This window comes from Achromobacter sp. CF-sbj1-Ac2-l (assembly GCF_052698165.1).
In genome coordinates, this window is record NZ_CP199855.1 from 3,521,139 (window position 1) to 3,544,414 (window position 23,276).

At 68.6% G+C, this 23,276-nt stretch carries 23 protein-coding genes; 7 read left to right on the forward strand and 16 right to left on the reverse strand.

Annotation, left to right across the window (positions count from 1 at the left end; all coding sequences use genetic code 11):
- Positions 1-47: 47 nt before the first annotated feature.
- On the reverse strand, positions 48-257 hold the full coding sequence (locus tag ACUDCK_RS15970) for a hypothetical protein (RefSeq protein WP_420867701.1): 210 nt from the start codon (positions 255-257) through the stop codon (positions 48-50).
- Between the two features lie 252 nt (positions 258-509).
- On the opposite strand from ACUDCK_RS15970, the gene ACUDCK_RS15975 reads away from it, so the two are divergent.
- Positions 510-1,019: a GNAT family N-acetyltransferase gene (locus ACUDCK_RS15975; protein ID WP_054502356.1), complete on the forward strand. Its 510-nt coding sequence runs from the start codon at positions 510-512 to the stop codon at positions 1,017-1,019.
- A gap of 122 nt (positions 1,020-1,141) precedes the next feature.
- Here the strand turns inward: ACUDCK_RS15975 and ACUDCK_RS15980 are convergent, their stop codons facing one another.
- From ACUDCK_RS15980 to ACUDCK_RS15995, 4 genes are all read right to left on the reverse strand, one after another.
- Entirely contained in the window at positions 1,142-1,813 is a 672-nt protein-coding gene (locus ACUDCK_RS15980; RefSeq protein WP_054502355.1) for a lysozyme inhibitor LprI family protein, read from the reverse strand.
- 124 nt (positions 1,814-1,937) lie between these two features.
- Positions 1,938-3,254 carry a c-type cytochrome gene (locus ACUDCK_RS15985; RefSeq protein WP_054502354.1) on the reverse strand — a complete coding sequence of 439 codons (1,317 nt, stop codon included), beginning with the start codon at positions 3,252-3,254 and terminating at the stop codon, positions 1,938-1,940.
- A gap of 10 nt (positions 3,255-3,264) precedes the next feature.
- A complete protein-coding gene (locus tag ACUDCK_RS15990; RefSeq protein ID WP_049073370.1) occupies positions 3,265-5,040 on the reverse strand; it encodes a GMC family oxidoreductase in 1,776 nt (591 codons plus the stop codon).
- Positions 5,041-5,043: 3 nt separating this feature from the next.
- Positions 5,044-5,757: a gluconate 2-dehydrogenase subunit 3 family protein gene (locus ACUDCK_RS15995; protein ID WP_049073369.1), complete on the reverse strand. Its 714-nt coding sequence runs from the start codon at positions 5,755-5,757 to the stop codon at positions 5,044-5,046.
- A gap of 359 nt (positions 5,758-6,116) precedes the next feature.
- On the opposite strand from ACUDCK_RS15995, the gene ACUDCK_RS16000 reads away from it, so the two are divergent.
- Complete coding sequence (locus ACUDCK_RS16000) at positions 6,117-6,692, forward strand: hypothetical protein (RefSeq protein WP_116792423.1); 576 nt, start codon at positions 6,117-6,119, stop codon at positions 6,690-6,692.
- A 131-nt stretch (positions 6,693-6,823) separates the two neighbouring features.
- Here the strand turns inward: ACUDCK_RS16000 and ACUDCK_RS16005 are convergent, their stop codons facing one another.
- Positions 6,824-8,236 (reverse strand): MFS transporter, encoded by a 1,413-nt coding sequence (locus tag ACUDCK_RS16005; protein WP_445659243.1) that lies wholly within the window; start codon positions 8,234-8,236, stop codon positions 6,824-6,826.
- A 156-nt stretch (positions 8,237-8,392) separates the two neighbouring features.
- Here ACUDCK_RS16005 and ACUDCK_RS16010 point away from each other — a divergent pair, with 156 nt between their 5' ends.
- A complete protein-coding gene (locus ACUDCK_RS16010) occupies positions 8,393-9,298 on the forward strand; it encodes a LysR family transcriptional regulator (RefSeq protein ID WP_054502351.1) in 906 nt (301 codons plus the stop codon).
- On the opposite strand, the gene ACUDCK_RS16015 is transcribed toward ACUDCK_RS16010, so the two are convergent.
- Positions 9,282-10,277, reverse strand: coding sequence for an AraC family transcriptional regulator (locus tag ACUDCK_RS16015; RefSeq protein WP_240317346.1), 996 nt, complete (start codon positions 10,275-10,277; stop codon positions 9,282-9,284). The genes ACUDCK_RS16010 and ACUDCK_RS16015 overlap by 17 nt on opposite strands.
- Before the next feature lie 381 nt (positions 10,278-10,658).
- Between ACUDCK_RS16015 and ACUDCK_RS16020 the strand changes: the two genes are divergently transcribed.
- On the forward strand, positions 10,659-11,150 hold the full coding sequence (locus tag ACUDCK_RS16020; RefSeq protein WP_064528870.1) for a GNAT family N-acetyltransferase: 492 nt from the start codon (positions 10,659-10,661) through the stop codon (positions 11,148-11,150).
- Between the two features lie 59 nt (positions 11,151-11,209).
- On the opposite strand, the gene ACUDCK_RS16025 is transcribed toward ACUDCK_RS16020, so the two are convergent.
- Together ACUDCK_RS16025 and argH are read right to left on the reverse strand one after the other, a co-directional pair.
- Positions 11,210-12,187 (reverse strand): Bug family tripartite tricarboxylate transporter substrate binding protein, encoded by a 978-nt coding sequence (locus ACUDCK_RS16025; RefSeq protein WP_054502445.1) that lies wholly within the window; start codon positions 12,185-12,187, stop codon positions 11,210-11,212.
- Positions 12,188-12,225: 38 nt separating this feature from the next.
- Positions 12,226-13,749, reverse strand: coding sequence for an argininosuccinate lyase (gene argH, locus ACUDCK_RS16030; RefSeq protein WP_175166877.1), 1,524 nt, complete (start codon positions 13,747-13,749; stop codon positions 12,226-12,228).
- Between the two features lie 129 nt (positions 13,750-13,878).
- Here argH and ACUDCK_RS16035 point away from each other — a divergent pair, with 129 nt between their 5' ends.
- Complete coding sequence (locus ACUDCK_RS16035; RefSeq protein WP_175166876.1) at positions 13,879-14,778, forward strand: LysR substrate-binding domain-containing protein; 900 nt, start codon at positions 13,879-13,881, stop codon at positions 14,776-14,778.
- 20 nt (positions 14,779-14,798) lie between these two features.
- Here ACUDCK_RS16035 and ACUDCK_RS16040 read toward each other — a convergent pair whose 3' ends face one another.
- Positions 14,799-16,016, reverse strand: a complete 1,218-nt coding sequence (locus ACUDCK_RS16040) for an MFS transporter (RefSeq protein WP_244976833.1) — start codon at positions 16,014-16,016, stop codon at positions 14,799-14,801.
- A 120-nt stretch (positions 16,017-16,136) separates the two neighbouring features.
- Here ACUDCK_RS16040 and ACUDCK_RS16045 point away from each other — a divergent pair, with 120 nt between their 5' ends.
- Entirely contained in the window at positions 16,137-17,081 is a 945-nt protein-coding gene (locus ACUDCK_RS16045; RefSeq protein ID WP_064528863.1) for a LysR family transcriptional regulator, read from the forward strand.
- Positions 17,082-17,107: 26 nt separating this feature from the next.
- Here the strand turns inward: ACUDCK_RS16045 and ACUDCK_RS16050 are convergent, their stop codons facing one another.
- The 3 genes from ACUDCK_RS16050 to ACUDCK_RS16060 all read right to left on the reverse strand — a co-directional run bounded on the left by ACUDCK_RS16050 (position 17,108) and on the right by ACUDCK_RS16060 (position 19,397).
- Entirely contained in the window at positions 17,108-17,518 is a 411-nt protein-coding gene (locus tag ACUDCK_RS16050) for a MerR family DNA-binding protein (RefSeq protein ID WP_054502344.1), read from the reverse strand.
- Between the two features lie 110 nt (positions 17,519-17,628).
- Positions 17,629-18,390, reverse strand: a complete 762-nt coding sequence (locus ACUDCK_RS16055; protein ID WP_175166875.1) for a cobalt ABC transporter substrate-binding protein — start codon at positions 18,388-18,390, stop codon at positions 17,629-17,631.
- 413 nt (positions 18,391-18,803) lie between these two features.
- Positions 18,804-19,397 carry a TetR/AcrR family transcriptional regulator C-terminal domain-containing protein gene (locus tag ACUDCK_RS16060; protein WP_175166874.1) on the reverse strand — a complete coding sequence of 198 codons (594 nt, stop codon included), beginning with the start codon at positions 19,395-19,397 and terminating at the stop codon, positions 18,804-18,806.
- 66 nt (positions 19,398-19,463) lie between these two features.
- Here ACUDCK_RS16060 and ACUDCK_RS16065 point away from each other — a divergent pair, with 66 nt between their 5' ends.
- The gene (locus tag ACUDCK_RS16065; protein ID WP_175166873.1) at positions 19,464-21,002 is read left to right on the forward strand and encodes an FAD-dependent monooxygenase; all 1,539 of its coding nucleotides are present in this window, start codon (positions 19,464-19,466) and stop codon (positions 21,000-21,002) included.
- A gap of 12 nt (positions 21,003-21,014) precedes the next feature.
- On the opposite strand, the gene ACUDCK_RS16070 is transcribed toward ACUDCK_RS16065, so the two are convergent.
- Genes ACUDCK_RS16070 through ACUDCK_RS16080 form a run of 3 tightly spaced genes read right to left on the reverse strand, consistent with a single transcriptional unit; the run spans position 21,015 to position 23,250 of the window.
- Complete coding sequence (locus ACUDCK_RS16070) at positions 21,015-21,761, reverse strand: BPL-N domain-containing protein (RefSeq protein WP_054502340.1); 747 nt, start codon at positions 21,759-21,761, stop codon at positions 21,015-21,017.
- 50 nt (positions 21,762-21,811) lie between these two features.
- Positions 21,812-22,528: a siderophore-interacting protein gene (locus ACUDCK_RS16075; protein ID WP_217481210.1), complete on the reverse strand. Its 717-nt coding sequence runs from the start codon at positions 22,526-22,528 to the stop codon at positions 21,812-21,814.
- Between the two features lie 17 nt (positions 22,529-22,545).
- The gene (locus ACUDCK_RS16080; protein WP_175166871.1) at positions 22,546-23,250 is read right to left on the reverse strand and encodes an O-methyltransferase; all 705 of its coding nucleotides are present in this window, start codon (positions 23,248-23,250) and stop codon (positions 22,546-22,548) included.
- Positions 23,251-23,276: the final 26 nt, after the last annotated feature.

Consider the following 23,276-nt stretch of genomic DNA (forward strand, 5'->3'; position numbering starts at 1 on the left):
AGTAATCATAGCAGGCCGTATCGCCGTCCGCCGCCCTCGGCTTATACCTAGTGGCGCACGATCTCGAACCCCTCGTCGTCCTGCGGCGCCACGAAGTATGCGGTGATCGCGTCGTACTGCGCCTCGCTGGGGGTGTAAGGATGGACACCCGATTCATTGCGCGCCCGCAACCGCGCCTTGCAGACCGCATCGGGCAAGTCCAGGAAATGCAGCACCGGTTCGGCCGGGGACGGGACGGAAAACGCGTTCGATTGCATGGACTGCCTCTGGAGAAAACCAACGGGCGCGCCAACAAAAAACCCGCCATTGGCGGGTTGATGTAGCGATGATCCGACGCGCGCTACCCCACCGAGTTCCCAGCGGGGCGAATAATCAGGGCGGACGGGCGGTGCGGACGGTTCATGGCACGATGCTGCTGGACGCCGCCAAACCTGTCAAACTCATCCGGCAACATGCTCGCCCTGGCCACGCGCCAGGCCGGATCGTCCGTCATCGTCCCAAAGGAATCCATGTCCCGTTCCGCCGTCACCCTGCGCCAGGCCACCGCCCGCGACGCCGACGCCATCGCCGCCATGCACGCGGCCAGTTGGGCCGTCACCTATCGCGGCCTGCTGCCGGATGGCTTTCTCGACGCCGGCCTGGCCGACGACCGCATGGTCCACTGGCAGGACCGGATGCGCGACGCCGACGCGCAGGCCGTGTTCATCGCCGAGCAGGACGGCCAGCCGATCGGCTTCGTCTGCGTCAAGCAGGAACACGATCACCCCGGCGCGGTGCTGCTGGACAACCTGCACGTGCTGCCGCCCTGGCAAGGCACCGGCGCCGGCAAGCTCATGGTGGCGCGCGCCGAGGCCTGGGCCCGCGCGCGCGGCGCGTCGCGCCTATATCTGTATGCGCTCGAAGGCAACGCCCGCGCCATCGCCTTCTACGAACGACAGGGCTGGCGCAACACCGGCACCGAAACCGACCGGATCGGCGGCATCGAGGTGCAGGCGCGCCGCTACGAGCGGCCGGTGTGACGACACGCGCCCCCGCCAGCGCCTGGACGTCCAGCGTGGCGACGGAGAACGCCCGAACCTGCCCGGGTTCATCCAGGACAGGCAAAACCTGATCAATCGCCAGTGAGCCTGGCGGGGGCGCGTCAGCGCGCCGCGAACCAGTCGCCGGCCACGCCGCCATTGCGGCCGCAGAAAGGCGGACCCGAGCCGTCGTCGGGGGTGCCAGCAGGCGCCGTTTGGCGCGCCACCAGCACGGCGCCGCGCCGCGTCAGCGTCACGACCCAGGGCGGACCGTCCTGGTAGGTCACTTTCAGGCTGTCGCCATCAACCACCGCATTGCCGCTCAGGTCGCAGATCCAATTGCCGTAGTAAGGCATCCACGAATTGACCGCCACGGCCAACTCGCCGTTGGCGCCTCGCGTGATCTCGATCTCGCCCTCGATGTTGCGCCACTTGCCGACGAAGCCGGCGGCCGGATGCGGATTGATGGCCTTCAACAAAGCCAGGCGCGCCCGCATGAAGGTGGCCATTTCCTTGGCAGGTGTGCTGTGCGTGAAAGGCTGCTCATAGACCCTGTCCCGCATGCCCAGGAAATAGCGTTGATCGGCGGTCAGCGACTTGGCCGCTTCGGCATCCAGCTTGTCCCGCACATCCTTGTATTGCCGCGCGATCGCCGCATCCTGGTCCGCCAGCGCCGGGTTGGCGCAAATCGCTTTCTCGACCGGCGTGGCGGCCTTGGCGCAGTTGAAGGAAGGCGCCGCCGTCGCGCTGCCGGCCACGGCCAGCGATGCCGCCAAGAGCAGAGGACGCATCATGGTGGGAAATTCTCCAGAAGGTGTAAAGGTGTTCAACATGCCCGGTGACACCGGAAAAATTCGCCCGCCGAAGCGGGCGAATCCCATCGGGGCGCCGCGGGCCGGCCAGCCCGCGGCAGCGCGATTATCGCGCCGGCGCCTTGGCCGCGCCCACGTCCTTGCGCACCTTGGCCACGTCCGACGCGCTCACCGCCGCGCCCTGGTTGCCCCAGCTTGACCGCACGAAGGTCACCACGTCGGCGACTTCCTTGTCGGTCAGGCGCCAGTCGAAGCCCGGCATCGCATACGCCGTCGGCGCGGCCGAGGTGCCCGGCATCTGCGCGCCCTTGAGCACGATGTGGATCAGCGACGCGGGATCGGCCGAGTTCACCGTCGAGCTCAGCGCCAACTGCGGGAAGGTTTCCGCGTAGCCCTTGCCGGTGCTGCGGTGGCAGGCCGCGCAGTTGTTCAGGAACGTCATCGCGCCGTCGCTCGTATCCTTGCCGCTGCGCAGGGCCTGCGCCACGGTGTCGTTGTAGGCGAGCGGCTGGGTGGCGTTCTTGTTCACCGGCGGCAGGCTCTTCAGATACACCGCGATGGCGTTGACGTCGGCGTCGGTCAGGTGCTGGGTGCTGTCCTGCACCACCTGCGCCATGCCGCCGAACGCGGCCGAATGGCCGTTGCGGCCGGACTTGAGGAAGGCGGCGATGTCTTCCTTGCTCCAGCTACCCAGGCCGTCGGTCATGTCGCCGCGCAGGTTCTTGGCGAGCCAGCCTTCGACCACGCCGCCGGACAGGAAGGCCGAGCCGTCGGCGTCGGTCAGCGCCTTTTCCTGCAGCGCGAAGCCGCGCGGGGTGTGGCAGGTGCTGCAATGGCCCAGCCCTTCGACCAGGTATTGGCCGCGCAGCAGCGCCTGCTTGTCCGCGTCGTTGGCGGGGGTGGCGGTGACCGGCGCGGTGGCCACGTCGGGCGCGAACATCCAGCGCCACACGCCCAGCGGCCAGCGCATCGACAGCGGCCAGGTGATGTCGGTGTCCTTGTTGGCCTGCTTGACCGGCTCGACGCCGTGCATGAAGTAGGCGTACAGGGCCTTGACGTCATCCGGCGTGACCTTGGCGTAGGCGGTGTACGGCATGGCCGGATACAGCGAATGGCCGTCCTTGGCCACGCCATGGCGCACGGCACGGTCGAAGTCCTCCAACGTATAGTTGCCGATGCCCGTGTCCTTGTCGGGCGTGATGTTGGTGGAATAGATCGTGCCCAGCGGCGACTCGATGCCCAGGCCGCCAGCGAACGGCTTGCCGTCCTTGGCGGTGTGGCAGGCGATGCAGTCGCCGGCGCGCGACAGGTATTCGCCCTGCTTGATCAACTGCGCGTCCGCGGTGGCGGGCGTGCCCTCGGCGGCCCAGCCGGAGCCGCAAGCCAGGATCGAGAGCGCGGCAACAATGGTTTTCTTCATCATTGTCGGCTCCTTACGCCTGGACCAGCGGGCCGGGGTTCTTCAGGTACTGGTCGCGGATCGCCTGCGCGGCCCAGTACGCCAGCGCGCCCACCAGCCCGGTGGGGTTGTAGCCCATGTTCTGCGGGAACACGCAGGCGCCCATCACGAACACGTTGGGCACGTCCCAGCTTTGCAGGTATTTGTTGACCACGCTTTCCTTGGGATTGGCCCCCATGATGGCGCCGCCGGTGTTGTGCGTGCTCTGGTAGACCCGGGTGTCGTAGCGCGCGCCCTTCTTGCGCACGGCGACGAAGTGCTTCTCCGGCTTCATGGCCTTGGCCACTTCCTCCATCTTGTTGCCCATGTGGCCGAGCATGTCGAATTCATTGTCGTGCCAATCGAACGTCATGCGCAGCAAGGGCTGGCCGAAGCTGTCCTTGTAGGTCGGGTCCAGCGACAGGTAGGCGTCGCGGTACGACATCACCGAGCCGGAGATCCCGATGGTCATGTAGCGCTGGTAGGCGTCCTGCACGCCGGCCTTCCACGCGGTGCCCCAGGACGGGGTGCCGGGCGTGGTGGGCGTCATCTTGATGGGACGGCCGCCGTAGCGGATGTGGCGGATGCTGGCGCCGCCGATGAAGCCAAGCGGGCCGTGGTCGAACTGGTCGCCGTTCAGGTCATCCATGCCGACGCCGCCGGCGCCGGTGCCGACGAACGGGTTGAGCTGGGTGCCCTTGGGCAGCAGCACGTTGACCGCGCCGTTCATCTGGTAGGCGTAATTCTTGCCGACCACGCCTTCGTTGGTCTTGGGATCGTAGGGCTTGCCGATGCCCGACAACAGCAGCAGGCGCACGTTGTGCATCTGGTAAGCCGACAGGATCACCAGGTCGGCGGGCTGCTCGATCTCGCGGCCCTGCGCGTCGATGTAGGTCACGCCGACGGCCTTCTTGCCGGTCGAATCGAGGTTGACCTTGATGACGTGCGAGTGGGTGCGCAGTTCGAAGTTGGGCTTTTTCAGCAGCACCGGCAGGATGGTGGTCTGCGGCGAGGCCTTCGAATACATGTAGCAGCCGTAGTTCTCGCAGAAGCCGCAGAAATTACAGGGCCCCAGGCGCACGCCGTATGGGTTGGTGTACGGGCCGGAGGCGTTGGCCGCGGGCGCCGGATACGGATGGAAGCCCACTTCGCGCGCAGCCTTGTCGAACAATTGCGCGCCGTAGGTGGTGGCCAGCGGCGGCAGCGGGAATTCCTTGCTGCGCTTGCCTTCCAGCGGGTTGCCGCCCTCGACGATCTTGCCGTTCAGGTTGCCGGCCTTGCCCGAGGTGCCGCAGACGTACTCGAACTTGGTGAAGTACGGTTCCAGCTCGTCGTAGGTGACGCCGAAGTCCTGGATCGTCATGCCTTCTGGAATGAAGTTCTTGCCGTAGCGCGTTTCGTAGCGGGTGCGCAGTTCCAGTTCCTCGGGCAGCACGCGGTAGTGCATGCCGTTCCAGTGAAAGCCCGCGCCGCCCACGCCCGTGCCCAGCAGGAAGGATCCATTCTGGCGATACGGCACGGCCACGTCGTCCACGCCATGCCGTATCGTCACCGTCTCCTTGGACAGGTCCTGGAACAGCTTGCCGCGCACGGAGTACGCCAGCTCGTCGAGCACCTTGGGATATTCCGCGTCCTTGGGGGTGTCCTGCATGGCGCCACGTTCCAGCGCCAACACGTGCAGGCCGGCTTCGGTCAGCTCCTGGCCCAGGATCGCGCCGGTCCAGCCGAAGCCCACCAGCACCGCGTCCACTTTGTCTTTCTTGATCGCCATCGCTTACCCCTTTTCCCCGGAAATCGACACGGGCCCGTAGGGATACTTGACGTTGGGCTGGTCGACCCAGTCCATGTAGTCGCCGCGCGCGCCCGGGAATCCCACCATCTTCCAGCCCACCATGTTCTTGTTGCCACCGTACATCGGGTCGGCGAAGAAGCCTTCCTTGGTGTTGCCCAGCAGGAAGCTGAAGAAAGTCTTGGCGGGGACGGCGTCGAACTCGATCTTGCCGGCCTGCAGGTCCTTCAGGATCTGTTCCTGCAGGGGCTTATCGAGTTCGGCGAAGACCTTGCCGTGGGTCTTCTTGCACCACGCGTCACAGGCCTCGATGCCGTGGCGGTAGACCTCGCGCGGATTCTGGTTCAACTGGTAGCCGAGTTCCGGCGCCACGTCGGGATGGAACGGCCCCTGCATGTACCAGAGCTTGCCGTGGCCATACGGCGTTTCCATCTGGCGGTCGATGAACTCCGGCACGCCGGCCTCGATGGCGCCGGGGCCGTACTGGTCCGCGGGAATCAGGTGATCGACCGCGGCCACGATGAAGTTCCATTCGGGCTTGGTGAAGTAGGTAGGCTCATAGGCCTTGGCCGAGCGGGCCGCGCCGCCGTCGGCGGCGTTGGTACAGCCCGTGGCGGCCACCCCCACCGCCAGCGTCGACGCGGGCACGATGGCCAGCGCCTGCAGAAACCGCCTGCGCGGCTTTGCATCTTGTGTCATAGACATCTCCGTGAAAATTCCAAGTCGTCCTGGCGCACAGCCGCACATGCACTCCTGGAAACACGAACTGCCGGGCCGCGCCCTGGTGACAACACGCTCTTCTTCGTTACTGAAAAGCAGACCGATCCTTGAAAAGGGACGCAAGGAAAGGTGGCCCTCATTATGCGCTTTTCAGACCAACTGATCTGCTGTTCCGACCGGATCAGATCGATTTTCTTGACTTGGGATTTACTTTTGCATTAAGGACACTGTCAGACGAATTCAGGACTGCACCGCGTCTGTATAGTGCGCAGTCAGCCAGCGGCCACCGCGTACCCGCTTCCGGCCCAATAACAAACGTTACTCACGGAAACGATTCGATGACGGAAAAAAGCAAAACCTGGCGCAGCTCGACCACCACGCGTAGCTGGTCGATGTCGAGCGGCGCCTCGGGCGATCCGCAGGATGCCTTTGGCGGGCTGCGTGGCGTGCGACACGACACCGAAGAAGCCCTCACCGAGCAATGGCGCTACGTCGGCGCCGACGGCGACGGTCGCTTCGAGGTCGAGATCAAGAACGGCGCGGTCACCGTGAACGGGCGCCGCTATGACAGCATGGACGAGGTGCCCCGCGCGGACCGCGACCGTATCAAGGCGGTGCGCGAGGGCCTGAACGACAGCGGCCTGTGGGACGCGCTGCGGGAGGCCGGCGTGGACATCGGCGGCCTGGCGGGACCGGACGCGCGCCACGCCGACGCCAAGCCGGAATTCATCATCGAAACGGATATCCCGGACGTGCGCAGCGCGGCGCCAACGGCCGCCCCGGGCCCGTCCGTGGTTGACGCTTCGGCGCCCGGCGCGGTGCCGCGCCAAGGCGGCGGCCTGCGCCGCATCGTGCTGGCGGCCGTGGCGGTGGGACTGGCCTGGTGGATCCTGCGGCTGACGGGCGCGGCCTAGCGTCGAGCGATCGACTCGGCGCGCAGGCCATATGGGCGCCGCGGCACGTCATGGAGCAAGCGGTTGGATGGCGGCGGACTCTTGCGCCAGACCTTCGCCGTTTAGGCAATCGTCCTGTCATCGATCGCGCGCTACGCGCTTCGCGCCCGGCCGCGGCCGCGCCACGCGATCATCCAGGCCGCCGTTCCCAGCCCCGCCGCCACGCCAAAGGCCAGCGCCATGCCCCGCGCCACCGCCACTGGCGGCGCCGCCGCAAGGTCAGTCGCGCCCGTCCCCAGCGCGAACACCGCGCCCATGACCGACGCCCCGGTCACCAGTCCCAGATTGCGCGACAGGTTCAGCATGCCCGACACCAGGCCGCGCTGGCGCGCGTCGATCGCCGCCATCACGCCGGTGTTGTTGGCGGCCTGGAACGTCGCATAGCCCGCGGTCAGCAACACGATCGGACCGATGTAGCCAGCCACGCCCAGCGCCGTCGGCGCGGCCGCCAGCAGGCCCGTGCCGACGGCCAGCGCGACCAGCGCCGCGCGCGTGATGCGCCCGGCGCCGCAGCGGTCCACCAGGCGCCCCGCCGGCACGCCGCACAGCGCGCTGACCAGCGGCCCGGCCGACATCGCCAGCCCGGCCCGCGCCGGGCTCAACCCCAGCGCCTGGGTCAGGTAGAACGGGCCGACGACCAAGGTCGCCATCATCACCGTGGACACCAGCGCGTTCATCGCCAGCCCCGCCGCCAGGAACGGTTGGCGCAGCATCGCCGGATGCAGCAACGGCGAAGCGGTGCGCGCCTCGGCACGCAGGAACAGCCAGCCGCCGCCGGCCGCGCCCAGCAGCAGGGCGGCATTGAGCGCGCCGAAATGGCCGCCGCCCAGCGTCATCGCCAAGGCGTAGGCCGCCAGCGCCAGCGCCAGCAGCAACGTGCCCGCGAGATCGAAGCGCGCGCCGCCCCCCGCCCGGCCCCGGTCCGCCGGCAGGTGGCGGCGCGCCAGCGCCAGCGCCAACACGCCCAGCGGCAGGTTCACCAGGAAGATCCAGCGCCAACCGAGCGCGGCGATCAGCGCGCCGCCCAGGGTCGGCCCCAGCGCGGTGCCCACCGCCGACATCGTGCCCAGCAACCCCATGGCGCTGCCGGTCCGCTCCCGGGGCAGCAGATCGCCGACGAACGCCATCGTCAACGCCATCATCACGGCGGCGCCCGCACCCTGCAGCGCGCGCGCCGCCAGCAGCAGCCACAACGAAGACGCCAGTCCGCACAGCGCCGAGGCCGCCGTGAACACGGCGATGCCCGCCAGCAACAGGCGCCGCCGTCCGATCAGGTCGCCCAGGCGGCCCGCGCCGACGACGCACAGCGTGATCGCCAGCAGATAGGCCAGCACGATCCACTGCACCAGGGAAAACGGCGCATCGAAGACTCGCGCCAGGGTCGGCAGGCCGACGTTGGCGCTACTGGTGCCCAGCGAGGCCAGCAACAGGGACAGGGCCAGGCTGGCCAGCGGCCAGGCGACGGCGCGGGCGGCCGGGACGGAATGCGGAAGGGATTGCGACATGAAGGTCCGTAGCGGTTGGAAACGGCCGTCCGGCGCGCGCCGGGACAGCCCAGCCGCCAGCTTAGGACCGCCAGACACATGGCGGAAGACGCAGCATTTGCACTTTATTCGTGCGTTTGACGCCATCTCATGGCCGCGCCGTGATACCGTCGCGCCATGTCCCGCCCCGACCTCAACCTGCTGCTCACGCTCGACGTCCTGCTGACCGAAGGCAATGTCGCGCGCGCCGCGCGCCGCCTGCGTCTGAGCCCCTCGGCGATGAGCCGGGCGCTGGCGCGGCTGCGCGAGACCACCGGCGATCCGCTGCTGGTGCGGGCCGGCCGCGGCCTGGTGCCGACGCCGCGCGCCCAGGAACTGCGCGACCAGGTCAGCCGCCTGGTACAGGAGGCGCAGGCCGTGCTGCGCCCCGCCGAACTGCTCGACCCGGCAAAGCTCTCGCGCGGCTTCACCCTGCGCGTCAGCGACGGCTTCGTCGAATACTTCGGGCCGGCGCTGATCGCCCTGGCCCAACGCGAGGCGCCAGGCGTGCGGCTGCGCTTCGTGCAAAAGCCAGACAAGGACAGCACCCCGCTGCGCGACGGCAGCGCCGATCTGGAAACCGGCGTGATCGGCGCCGCCAGCAGCCCCGAGATCCGCACGCGGGCGCTGTTTCGCGACCGATTCATCGGCGTGGTGCGCGCCGGCCATCCGCTGGCCAAAGGCAAGGTCACGGCGGCGCGCTACGCCGCCGGCCAGCATGTGCTGGTCTCGCGCCGCGGCCTGGACAAGGGGCCGATTGACGACGCGCTGCACGCGCTCGGCCTGGCGCGCCAGATCACGGTCATCGTCGCCGGCTTTTCCGACGCGCTGGCCCTGGCGCGCGCCTCCGACCTGATCGCCAGCGTGCCGGAACGCCACACCACCAACCTGCGCGCCGGCATGCACAGTTTCGCGCTGCCGGTGCAGGCGCCCGGCCTGACGATCTCGATGCTCTGGCATCCGCGCATGGATGCCGACCCCGGGCACCGCTGGCTGCGCGACTGCGTGCGGCAGGTCTGCGCGCTCGCTACGCCCGCAACGTGACCCGTTCGGGCCAGCGCCAGGACTGCTCGCGGAATTCCTGCGGCGGCATGTCGTAGGCGCGCCGGAACGCGCGGGCAAAGTCCGAAGCGCTGCCGAACCCAAGCCCGTAGGCAATTTCCATGACGCCCAGATGTGGGTAGCGCACCAGTTCCTCGGCCGCCAGCCGCAACCGCAGATGGCGGATATAGGCGCCCAGCCCGCCCTCGTGCTGGAACAGGCGGTACACCGTCGGCCGCGGCAGGCACAGCGCCTGGATCACCGAGTCCGGCGTCAGGCCGGCCTGGTGCAGATTGGCCTGGATGTGGCGTCGCACCTGGGCAAACATCGCCGCCCGTGCGGCGGCGCGGGCATTGCCCGCCAGTCGCGCCTCCCTGCCGAAGGCGGCCAGCAGCAGACGCGCACAGGCCGTGATGTCGGCCTCGGCCCGCGCCCGGTCCAGACCCCGCACCGACTGCGCCAGCGCCGCGACCTGCCCGATCGCCAGCCGCGCCAACGGCATGGCGTCACGCAGCATGCGGCCGTGGATCGCCTGCGGATCCGGGAACACCTCCTGCACCAGATCCGCCGGCACGAACAGCGTCAACAGCCGGCAGGCCCGGCGCCGCATGCGCATCGGCTGGCCCAGGTCCAGCGCCATCACCCGCGCCGCGCCGCCATCGGCGGCGGGCCGCGAGCCATTGCGCACCGTCACCTCGTCAACGCCGCCCTCCAGGAATACGTGCAAGGCGAAATCGCGGATGTTGTCGCGCGAGATGCGCACCAGCGAACGTTCCAGTTGCATGGCGTCGGAACGGCACTCGGTGAACATCAGCGAGCCGGCGCGATAGCGGTCGATGGATGCATTGAAAGGCTGCCGCAGCGCGTCGCGGCTGGGCAGCACGTCGACCACGTGCCCGACCTGGTCGCGCCAGGCCAAAAGCCGGCGCTCAGGCGCCTGCGCCGCCACATCGAAATGATGGTGGGCGATCGCGGGTGGCATGCGCGGTGGTTGGCCGACAGGGTAAGCACTCGGGTTCATGCTTGCGGGTTGCCGCGCGGATGGCGCGGACGGAGCGGGACGCCAAATATGACAAAAAGTAAATCCAGCGTCTCCCACCAAAAAATGAGACGCACGGTATAGCCACGAGACTAACAGTATCTAAGCTTGCCAGGAGATTCCGCAAGACGTACGCGGACTCGGGCCGAAGTACCGCATGCCAGCGGGGCGCCGCGCCGGGACTTCCGACGCGCGCCGCACAGCGATTTCGCGCATTCCCCTCGCGGGGAATGCGCGTTTTTTTGTTCCGGCGCATGCATTTCATGGAGCCGCTACCATATCCCTTTTGCATCAGCCTGACCGGCCCGCCTTCCCGCCACGCCCATGCCTTCCCTGACTTTCCGCGCCCCCACTCCCGCCGACACCGACCGCTGCTTCGAGATCGAAAACACCGCCTACGAAGGCGACGAGGCCGCCACCCACGCCAAGATCGCCACCCGCATCGCCCAGTATCCGCAGGGCTTCCTGCTGCTCGAGGAGGACGGCATCATCGTCGGCTTCATCAACAGCGGCTGTGCCCACCAGGTGATAATGGCCGACGAGGCCTTCAAGGAACTGGTGGGCCACGATCCCGACGCCCCCAACGTGGTGATCATGTCGGTCGTGGTGGACCCCGCCCATCAGGGCAAGGGATATTCCACGCGTCTGATGGAAGCCTTCGTCGAGCAGGCCCGCGGCCTCGGCAAGCGGACCATCCACCTGATGTGCAAGGAGCGCCACGTCGCGCTGTACCGCAAGCTCGGCTACCAGTACGTGCGGCCGTCGCCGTCCGATCATGGCGGCATGGCGTGGCATGAGATGGTGATGGCGCTGTAGAAAGCAAAACGGCCGGTCGCGCGCAACCGGCCGCCGGCGCCGCGCCCGGACGCCCCGCCTCAATCCAGTTGGATCCTGGCGCTGTCGATGATCTGCTTCCAGCGCCGCGTCTCCTCGGCCGACAGCTTGGCCAGGTCTTCGCTGCCACCGGGAAACGGCACCGCGCCCTGCTCCGCCAACTGCCCCAGCAGCGCCTTGTCATTGGCAATGGCGATCACCGTGTCCTGCAGCTTGCGGATGACCTGCGGGTCCGTGCCGCCCGGCGCCATCACGCCGTACCAGGATTCCACCACCGCATCCTTGACGCCGGCCTCGGCCAGCGTCGGGATGTCGGGAATCGACGCGCTGCGCTTGTCGCTGGCCACCGCCAGCACCCGTACCTGCCCCGATTTGACGTACGGCAGCACATTGGGCAGGTTGGCGAACAGCACCTGCACCTGGCCCGACAGCAGGTCCGACGTGGCCGGCCCCGCGCCCCGGTACGGCACGTGCTCGAAACGGGCGCCCGAGCGGAACATGAACAGTTCGCCGGTCAGGTGGTTCACCGAGCCGATGCCCGCCGAGGCCATGTTCAGCTTGCCCGGATTGGCCTTACCGTACGCCACCAGTTCGGCCACCGTCGCGGCCGGCGCGTCCCTGGACACCGCCAGCACGTTCGGCACCGTCGAGAACAGCGCAACCGGCGCGAAGTCCTTGTCGGCGTTGTAGGGCAGGTTCTTCGAAATCAGCGGCAGGATCGACTGCTGCCCCATCGTCGCCAGCAGCAGCGTGTAGCCGTCCGGCGCCGCCTTGGCCACGAAGTTGGCGCCGATGCTGCCGCCGCCGCCCGGCTTGTTCTCGACGATCACCGTCTGCCCCAGCGCCTCGGACATGCGATTGGCCAGCAGGCGCCCCATCAGATTGACGGTGCCGCCCGGCGCGAACGGCACCACCAGCGTGATCGGCTTGGCGGGATAGGCCGGCGCCGCGTGGGCCGCCGGGTTGAGGCTCAGGGCCGCGGCCAGCGCCACGGCAAGTTTGGGCAGTGCTTTGAACATGATGGAATTCCCCTTGGTTTGATTCATACGGCGGCGCCTCAGGCGGCGGCCATGCCGTTTTCCTGATGGACCAGCGCGTGGGCGCGCCGTTGCAGCGTCTCGCGGGCGTCGGCAGCGCGTTCGCGCGCGGCGTCGATCGCCGCCTGGCGCGCGTCCAGGACTGCGTGCTGCTCGCGCAGGCGCGCCCGCACCGACTGCGGCGCCGGGCCGCCCGGCGACAGCCGCGCGGCCACATTGCGCACCGGGTCGAGGCAGGCGGCGATATCGTCGGCCGCCAGCGCCACCGGCCGGCCAAGCTGTTCCTCGGCCGCCGCCACGATCATCGCCGGCGCAATCGCGCGCGCCGGCAGGCCCTGCTCCAGCGCCTGCCGCACCACCGCGCCGATGATGTGGTGCGCATCGCGAAACGACGCGTCGGCCTGGCGCACCAACAGGTCCGCCAGGTCGGTCACGGTCGAGAAATCATCCGCCGCGCGCGCCGCCATGCGCTCGCGGTTCGGCGCCACCTGCTCGACCAGCAGGTGGACCAATTCCAGCGCTTTCAGCGCCTCCTCGCAGGCCTCCCAACAGGTGCGGGTGCTTTCGCGGCTGCTGTCGCCCGAATGGGTGAAGTGGGTCGACTTGACCGTCGACAGCGCCGCGCCGGTCAGGCCGATCAGGTGGCCCGTCTTGCCGCGCAGGTATTCCAGCACCGCCGGGTTCTTCTTCTGCGGCATGATGCTGGAGGTGCTGGCAATGCTGTCCGGAAACGACAGATAGTCGAACTCCGGCGTCGACCAGATGTAGAAGTCCTGCACCATGCGGCTGCAGGTGATCATCATGATCGACAGCGTTGCGCTCAGTTCCAGCGCGAAATCGCGCGAGGCCACGCTGTCCAGCGCATTGGCCAGCGGGCCGCTGAAGCCCAGCATGGCGCTGGTGCTGTCGCGGTCGATCGGGAACGAGGTGCCCGCCAGCGCGCAGGCGCCCAGCGGCGAGGCGTCCGCCGTTTCCAGCACGTGCGCCAGCCGGCCGATATCGCGCGACCACGCATCCACCAGCGCCGACAGGTAATAGCCGTAGGTGATCGGCTGCGCCGCCTGCATGTGGGTGTAGCCCGGCATCACGCAATCGGCATGGCGCTCGGCCTGCGCCAGCGCGGCGCGCGACACGCCGATCAGCGCGCTGCCGATGCGCGCCGTGAAATCCCGCGCCCGCATGCGGTCGATGGTCGCGCCGATGTCGTTGCGGCTGCGGGCGGTGTGCAGCCGGCCGCCCAGTTCCTGCCCCACGGCCTTGATCAGGTGCGCCTCGTAGTTGAAATAGGCCTCTTCGCGCGCCGCGTCCAGCTCGACCGCGTGCGGGCCGTCGGCCTGCATTTGCAACAGCGCCCGCGCCAGCCGCCGCGCGGCGTCGTGAGCGACGATGCCGCGCTCGCGCAGCATCAGCAGGTGCGCCAGGTTGATCTGCGTGAGCATGTCGAAGTTGGCGAAGAACTCGCGGTTCAGGCGCGGCAGGAAGAGATGCTCGAGCACCTCCTTGGCCAGGGGTTGCTTGAGACGGGCGCTGACTTTGGATTCCATATCGGTCCGGAGGGAAACAAGGAAAGCCGTAGTCTCCCGCCGCGCCAATTCATACGTCAAATCAGATCTTTACGGCTTCTCATACAAAAATGATATGATTTGCCGGCTCGTCTCCCGACCGTCAAACGCATGAATTTCAAACAAGTCGAGGCCTTCCGCGCCGTCATGATGACGCGCTCCATGACCACCGCGGCCGGCCTGCTGCACACCTCGCAGCCCAACGTCAGCCGCTGGATCGCGTTGCTGGAAAAGACGCTGGGATTCGTGCTGTTCCAGCGCGTCGGCACCCGTATCATTCCGACGCCCGAGGCCGAGGCCTTCTACGCCGACGTCGAACGCGCCTTCATCGGCCTGGAATCGCTCAACGACAGCGCCAGCTCGATCCGCCGGCGCGGCACCGGCCTGCTGCGGGTCGGCGCGGTCGGCTCGATCACCCAATGCGTCCTGCCCGACGCAATCCGCCTGTTCCGCGAAAAGCATTCGGACATCCCGGTGGTGGTCAACACGGGCGGCTCCGACGCGGTCGCCAAATGGCTGGCCACCGGCGTCTGCGATATCGGCTTCTGCTCGCTGCACACCGACCTGCCGGGACTGCGTTACGAGCGCATCAACACCACACACGGCGCCGCCATCGTGCCGCGCGCGCATCCGCTGGCGGCGCGGGCCGTGCTGACGCCCGCCGACTTCCGCGACCAGGACTTCATCTCGCTGCCGGCCGGCAGCTTCAACCGCGCCGCCATCGACCGGCACTTTCCCGACGACACCCGCGTGCTGTCGATCGAAACGCCGTACGCCACCACCATCTGCAGCATGGTCGGCAAGGGGCTGGGCGTGTCCATCGTCAACCCGGTGGTCCCGCGCGCGCTCGGCATCGCCGAGCTAAGCGAAATCCCGTTCTCGGAAAAAGTGGAGTTCCACAGCTACGCCGTCACCTCCGAGCACCACCCGGTCAACTCGCTGGCGCGGCGCATGGCCGATTGCGTGCGCGAGACGTTCGCGGCGTTGGAACGACCGCTGCCGGCGCGCTAGCACGCCGGCAGCGCCGGCGCTCAACGCGCCTCCCGCCGCCGGCCGGGCTTGAAGCCGTGGCCCCTGGCGCTCCACGCCACCGCGATCGCCACCCCCAGCAGCGCCAGGATGCCACGCGGCAGCGCCTGCGCGCCTGCCGTTTCGAGCAACACCCCACCCAGCGCCCCGCCCGCCGCAAAGGCCAGGTTGAACACCGTCACCAGCATCGATTGCGCCACCTCGGCGCCCTCGCCCGCGGTATCCGCCAGCGCCGTCTGCAGCAACGTCGGCGCGCCGCCAAAACTCACTCCCCACAGCGCGATCGCCACGAATACCGCCGGCCCCGTCGCCCACCCCAGGCCCAGCGCCAGGGCCACCAGCGCAAACACGCCCAGGCTGGCCAGCACCAGCGCCCGCAGGCCACGATCCACCAGCAGGCCCGTCATCCAGATGCCGCACAGCGCCGCAACGCCAAAGACCAGCAGCGCCGCATCCACGCGCCCGGCCAGGCCGCGCGCCGCCATGAAAGGCGCGATATAGGTGTACAGCGTGTAGTGCGCGAGGATCCAGAACAGGATGACGGCCAGGACCGGCCGCACCCCCGGCGTCATCCAGACCTGTCGTAGCGGCAGGCGGCGGCGGGCAGCCTGCCCAGGGTAATCGGGCACCGAACGCAACACCCATGCCGCCAGCGCCACGCTCAACCCGGACAACGTGCCGAACACCGCGCGCCATCCCGCCAGCTCGCCCAGCCACGCGCTCAGCGGCACGCCGAACGCCAGGGCCATGGGAATGCCGACCATCGCCACCGCCATCGCGCGTCCCTGCAACGGGCCCGGCACCATCCGCCGCGCATAACCGGCCAACAGGCTCCAGGCCAGTCCGGTGGCAATACCGGCCAGCAGGCGCGCCGCCAGCGCCAGTTCGAAATACGGCGACAGCGCGGTCACCGCATTGCCGACGATGAATCCGGCCACCGACAACAGCAGCGCGAGGCGCCTCCGCCAGGCATGCAGCGCGATCGTCAACGGCATCGCCGCCAGCCCCGAGCCCAACGCGCAGGCCGTCACCCACTGCCCCGCCCAGCCCTGCGAGACGCCGAAGCCGCGCGCAATCTGCGGCAGCAGGCCGGCGGCCACGGTTTCATTGGCGGTCGCGATGAAACTGCACATCGTCAGCGCCAGCAACGCCGCCATCGGCAGCCGCGGCGCAGCGGCCTGCCGCTCCGCGCTTGCCGCCGCCCCGGAAATTCCGTTCATGGTTCACACTCCTTTGCCCCTCAGGGGCCACACCCCGATTGAAGAGGCGCCAGTGTGCTTCTTGCGGATTTATTTGATAATTGGCCCATTCATTGAATGACTTTCAAATCTGGATTTGAAATGGCGACGGACCGATTGGGCGATATGCGTTTATTCGTGGAAGCGGCGGCATTGGGCAGCCTGTCGGCGGCCGGGCGCAAGCTGGGGCTGTCGCCCGCCGCCGCCAGCGCGCGGCTGATCAAGCTGGAGGCCGCGCTGCGCACCCGGCTGTTCCATCGCAGCACGCGCCAACTGCAGTTGACCGACGAAGGCCGCCTCTACCTGTCACACTGCGAGATCGCCCTGCGTGCCGTCGAGGACGCCGAGGCCGCGCTGCACGCGGGCCAGAACGCAGTGCGCGGCAAACTGCGGATCTCGGCCTCGGCCGATTTCGGCCGCCACCTGCTGAGCCAGTGGCTGGACGAATTCAGCGTCGCGCACCCGCAGTTGAAAATCGCGCTGACGCTGTCGGACTCGCTCTCGAACCTGTTGCAGGACGACATCGACCTCGCCATCCGTTTCGGTCGGCCGCAGGACGGCGCGCTGGTCGCCCGCCCGCTCGCCCCCAACTGGCGCGTGCTGTGCGCCTCGCCCGAGTATCTGGCGCGGCACGGCATGCCGCGCGTGCCCGCCGATCTGGCGCATCACACATTCGTCGTCCTGGTCACCGCGGCCGGTCCGTTGAACACCTTTCACTTCGCGCGGGACGGCCGGTCCGAGACCTACACCGTACCGCTGGACCAGGCCTGGGAAACCAACGACGGCGCGCTGGCGCGCCGCTGGGCGTTGGCCGGTCGCGGCATCGCGCGCAAGACCATCTGGGACGCCGCCGACGACATTCGCGCCGGACGCCTGGTAGCCCTGTTGCCTGAATACCGCGTGGCTGAAGCCGGCGTGCACGCCGTGTTCCACGGCACCCGCTACCTGGCGCCGCGCGTGCGGCAATTGCTGGATTTCCTGGTGGAGCGCTTCGCCCGCGCCAGCGACGGCCTGCCGGCGCAGGCATCAACGCGAACCGCCCCGTGACCGGCGGCCGGCCCGCAATTGACGCGCTAGGCCGTCCTGCCCATCACCCGCGCCAGCACGCGCTGCGCGCAGAGCTCGCGGTCGGCGCCATCAGGGCGAGTCGCGGCATCGCGCATCAACGCCACCAGTTGCGCCTTGCTATGAGCCAGCCGCGCCTCCAGCGACTGGATCTTGTCCACTTTGCGCCGCAACGCCGCCAACAGCGCGGACGGATCCCAGCCATCGCGCCCGAGCGGCAACAGCGGCCGGATTTCGTCCAGGCCGAAGCCGGCCTGCTGCGCCGCCGTGATGAACGTCAGCGCCAGCATGGCCTCCGGCAGATAGGTTCGGTTGTCGGCGTGCGGGCGGGTCACCGTCTTGAGCAGACCGGCGCTCTCGTAGGAATGGATCCGCGATGGAGCCAATCCGGTGCGTTGCGCCAATTCCCCGATATTCATTCCTGACCTTGTAGAAAAACACCGGCGAAACGCCGGTAAATGCATGGCCGCGAGCCATGCGACGATCCGCCACGGCGCGCGGCCCGTGGCGAATCGCGGACTGCGCGGGCTTACTTGGCAGCGGCGGCAGGCGCGGCCTGCACCTTGTTGGGCGGACGCACCGGCACGGCGGGCAGCGGCGCGGCGCCATCCGGCTTGACGAAGGTCAGCGTGGCCACATAGCCGATGGCGTCGTAGTGCTCGGGTCCGCTTGCGCCCGGACGATCACCCGGCGTGCGGTCGATGTGCATGGTGCGCAGCACGTACTGCGTTTTCCACGGCAGGCTGAAATGGGCCTTGCCCTGCTCATCGGTGTAGGCGGTCTGTTCCCAGCCCGAGTCCACCATGGCGACGAGCTTGGTCTTGGGCAGCGGCTGGCCCTTGAACACCACCTGGAACTGGCCGGCCTGCCCCGTGGGGACGATGTCCATGACCAGCTTGGGCGCCGTCACGGCGGCCGCGTCGGGCACGTAGCGGGCATTCATCTGGAACCAGGTCTGCAGCGGTTCGCCGCCATGCTTGAACGTACGCAGCGTGTTCATGGGGCCGTCGACCACCACGCCGTCCTTGCCACCCACCTTCTGCGACAGCGTGAAGCCATCGGCGGCCTTGGTCGCCGTCAACGGCACCTCGCCCTTGGCGGTGAGCAAGGTCGCCGTCATCTTGTCAAAGCCGTCCAGGTATCCCGGCGAGGCTTCGCGCAGGTTTTCGGCGAATTCTCCGAAACGGATGATGGCGGGCTTGCCCGCGGGCTGTTCGATCCAGACCTGGTGGGCCTGCGCGGTGGCGGTCAGCGCCAACGCCGCGATCGCGAGTGACAGGGTTTTCTTCATTGCGTGCTCCGGAAAATGAAACGTGGGAGTGAACAGCCGGCGCGCCGGGCGCATGGCCACGCCTCGCTCCGTTCCGGGGGAATGGAAAACCGCGCCGCGGCGATCGACGGCGCTCGCTCGGTCCGAGCATTGAATCCTGGCATTCGAAGACAACCCAAAATCACAAAGGAGAATCAATCAATCACGATTATGTAAAACGACCTGGGCATGTCAAGGAAGCGACCCGCCGCCGAATGGCCCCCGCGCGGACCGCCGCCATGCACCGTCGGTCTCGTGCGCAGCGGCCTCGCGCGGCGCGCCGGACCCACGCGAAACCGCCTGGGACGGAGAATCAAAATCGGACTCTTCGTCGGCCGGCCCGGCCCCGGCAATGTCGGCGGCCTGGCGGTGGCACTCGCGCCGCCGCCGCGTCATCAGGCCGCCGCGCCCACCCGGCCGCGCAGGCCGTCGACGATCACGCCAAGTCCGAACTCGAACGCCGCCTCGGCATCCATGGCCCCGGCCAACTCGTTCCCGCCGACCGCCTCGTCCGCACCCCCTTGCGTCATGGCCGCGCGCGCCTGTTCCTCGAGCACGCAGCCCAGCGTGTACTGCCCGGCCGCGAACAACGCCATGCCCGCCTGCTCCCGGGTGAAGCCGGCGGCGACCAGGTAGGCGACCTTGCGCGCGATGCCCGCCAGATCGCCCGGCCCCGGGGCCGTGCCTGCGTGCAGGCGCGCCCCGTCCCGATGGGCCAGCAAGGCGCGGCGGAAGCTGCGCATGTTGTCCGCGAACCAGGCGGGCCATTGCGCCGCGCTCGCCGGCACCGCGAGTGTGTGGTGCCGCGCCAGCACGGCCGACGCCATCTCGCCGAGCAGCACCGACTTGTCGCGGAAGTGCCAGTAGAGCGTCGCCGACTCGACGCCAAGCTGCTGCGCCAGCCGCCGGGTCGAGAGGCCATCCAGCCCCACCTCATCCAGCAGCTCGAGCGCCACGTCCACCACCTGTTCCCTGCGGATTTTTGCCATGGTTGATTTCTCTAACAGTGATAGATTAAATTATCAGTGATAGATTTTACCCAAGAAAGGTGTCACATGCCTGCATTTCCCTCGCGTACCGCCGTCCTGATCGTGGGCGGGGGCCTGGTCGGTCTGAGCGCCGGCCTCTTCCTGCAACGGCTCGGCGTTCCGTTCATCCTCGTCGAAAGGCAACAGGGCGTCTCGCCCCTGCCCCGCGCCCGCGGCATCCACACCCGCACCATGGAGCTGTTCCGCCAGGTCGGCGTGGAGCAAGCGGTGCGCGCGGCGGCCGACGGCGCCTGGAAGCAAGGCGCGTTTGGCGGCGCCCGCCGCGGCGCCACCCTGGTCGACGCGCAACCGATCATCGACATCCCGGCCATGCGCGCAAAAATGGCCGCGGCCGGCGCCTCGCCCACCGGCTTCGTGGCCTGCCCGCAGACCTGGATCGAACCGGTGCTGCGCCACGCCCTGCAAACGCGGGGCGGCGATGTGCGTTTCGGCCATGAAATGCTGGCGTTCGAGGACTCGGGCGCCTGCGTCAGCGCCCGGGTGCGCGGCCCGGACGATCACGAATCGGTCATCGAGGCGGATTGGCTGATCGGCGCCGACGGCGGTCGCGGCGCCATCCGCCGGCAACTGGGCATCGGCAGGACGGACACGGCCGCCCCTCAACACCTGGTCAACATCTTTTTCCAGGCCGACCTGGCCCGCGTCGTCGAAGGCCGCACCTTCAGTCAGTGCGAAATCGCCAACGACACGGTGCGCGGCCTGTTCCTGGCGATGAACAACACCGACAAGTGGTCGTTCCACCTGGAATACGATCCGGCCCTGGGGCCGCCCGCCGACGACGCCCTGCCGGGGCTGGTGCGGGCGGCGATCGGGCTGCAGGATCTCGAGGTCCGGATCCTGCAGCATGGCGCCTGGAACACCGGCGTATCCGTCGCCGATGCCTACCGGTCCGGCCGCGTTTTCCTGTGCGGCGACGCCGCCCACCTGATGCCGCCCTGGGGCGGCTTCAACGCCACCACCGGCATCGCCGACGCCCACAACCTGGCCTGGAAACTCGCCGCGGTCATGCGTGGCGAGGCAGTTCCGGATCTGTTGGACAGCTACGACGCCGAGCGGCGCCCGCTGGCGCTGCGCAATGGCCGCCAGGCGCTGCTGCGCACCGACTTCGACGCCCGCTTCGGCATCGAGACCGAGCGCAATCGCGACAGTTTCAGGGAACTGATCGACCCCGGCGCCCTGATCCTGCGGCACCGCTATCCGGCAGCCGGAGCGCCCGCACACGCCGAGGCGCCGGCCGCCGTTGACGTCCTGCAGGCCCAGACCGGCACGCGCTTTCCGCACGCCTGGATCCAGCGCGGCGCCGAGCGGCTCTCGACGCTCGACCTGTTCGGTGACAGCTTCGTCCTGCTTGCCGGTCCGGCGGCACCGATCGCGGCATCGACCCGCGCCAGCCTCGATCCGGCCACGCCCCGCGTGCTTGCCGCGGGCCGCGACTTCGTCTTCAGCGACGGCGACTGGGGCGGCCTGACGGGCCTGGCGGACAGCGGCACGGTGCTGGTGCGGCCCGATGGCTTCGTGCTGCGTCGCTCGGATGACTGCGCCTGACGACGGCCGGCCTCAAAGATCGAGCTGGTCCAGCAGGTCCTTGAACAGGTCGCGCTCGGGCATCTCGTCCAGCGCGATGTCCGCGTCCACGAACCACGATTTCCCGGCTTCGGGATGCGGGCCGCTCAGGACCACCAGGCCGCGCTCGAACGAATAGCGGGCCGCGGCCAGATCGCCATTCTCGTAGGTGGCGATCGCGTGAAAGCGCGCATCGCCGGGTTGCGGCCGCAGGTAGGGGCCGTCCTGGAAGAAGACGCTGTCGTCCCTGCCCGCCCAACGGACAGCGACCGCCGCGTCCTCGATGGTCTTGATCGGGAAGCCGGGGCGGCCGACTTCCGAATCCAGGTCCTGCGCGATCAGGCCCAGGTTGGACGCGTCGGCGAGGTAAGCGCCCATGCACAGCCCAAGATAACGTCCGCCGCGCGCGACGAAACGGCGGATTGCGTCCACCCGCTCCTCGCCCAGGCTGCTCAGCGCGGCGGGAATATCCTGGCCGCCGCCCGGCTGCACGTACACGTCGTAGCGCGCCAGGGTGGCGTCGGAGATGTCGATCGGCTCGTCGGGGCCGACGAAGTCGACCTGATAACGCGCGTCCGTCTTTTCGATGGCGCGCCGGGCCGCGGCCGCGCAGGAGTCGCACGCGGCCGGCCCGCGATACACCGCGACGCGCACGGACCTGTCCGCGGTGCCGGCAAGCGCCGCGGCGGGCGCGGCCAACGATAGCGCCAAGGCCAGAAGCAGGAAACGCAGGAACGCCATATCGACCCGTCAAAAACCAAAGTATAGGCAAGTTCGATTACGCCCCCGCGTCAGTCCAGTCCCGTCTTGCCGGGCGCCCAGTATGCCTTGGCCATGATGCGTCCCGAGGCAACGCCCAGCGCTTTCAACGCCTGGCGCAGGCGCTGGATGGTCGACGCCCTGCCGGTCAGGATGGAGGCCGCGCCCGCGGCCGCCAGTGGCGGCAGGCGATGCTCGATCGCATCGAGATGCGCGTCGCCGGCCTGCCGGCCGAACAGTTCGACCGCGTCCAGCCCGAGCCGCGCCAGCGCATCGCGAACAGCGGCCGCCTCGTTGACCTCGAGCAGGCAGCGCGCCTCGCCCCCCATCGCGCGTTGCAGGGCGCAGGCGACGCCAATCGAGGTCTCGTCGCCCAACAGCACGCAGGCCCCAACGGAGCGGTCGAGATTGAGCGACGCGCGCGGACCGAACACATCGCACGCCTCTCCGGGCTCGACGCGTTCGGCCCAGGCGCTGCCGGGGCCGCCGCCATGCGAGTACGCCACGATGCGGGTGCGTCCGGTTGCGGCGTCCCAGTCCATCGGCGTGTAGGTCCGCGCGACGAAGGCCGACCCCATCGCGATCTGCACTTTCTGCCCCGGCACCCAGCGCGCTTCGCGGAACGCGGGACTCTGCAGCGTCAGCAGGCGCAAGCCGCCCGCCAGGCTTTCAGCCGCCATGATGCGCGTCGGCTTCATGAAAAGCCGGGTGAAAGCGCGGCTCATGCGGCCCTGCGAGGAATTCGTCATTTCTGCGCGCTCCCCGTTCATCGCGTCACGATGGTGAATTCGTTGCCGCGGCCCTCGGCGACCGGCAGCGGTTGCGACAGATAGCCGTTGGCGGGGTCGCGCACGTAATCCAGGTAGTCGTTGCCCTGCGTCCAGGCGTTCTCCGCCAGGATCGGGGCTCCGCCGCGCAAGTGCGGCTCGAGCAGCTTGAGCACCGGCAGGTAGAGGCTGAAGGCGCCGTCGAGCAGCACCAGGTCGACTTCACCGTCGACCTGCGCCAGCGTCTCGCGGGCGTCGCCGACACGGATCTCGACCAGGTCCGCCAGGCCGGCGGCCTCCAGGTTGGCGCGGGCGCGCGCCGCCTTCGCCGGCTCCAGCTCGGTGCCGATCAACTGGCCGCCCCCCATGTCGCGCAAGGCCGCGGCCAGGTAGATGGTGGAAATTCCCATCGACGTGCCGAACTCGACGATGCGCGTGGCCCGCCGCGCCCGCGCGCATTGGTACAGGAACCGGCCGTACGCCGGGGCGACATTGAGGAAGTTGCCGGCGTAGCCGCGATACACGCCGCGCAGGTCGCGCCGCTCCTCGGCCACCATGTCAGCGGTGATGTCGGCATAGGCCTGCTCGGACAGCGCGGCCATGCCGCCTTCGAACTGGTCCATCAGGCCCTGGTCTGCGATCTCCGCCTCGGCCAACAGGCGTTGCAGGGTGTGGGCGACGCGCCCGCTACTCAGTGAATCCATGATTGCTTCCTTTGGCAATGAACGGT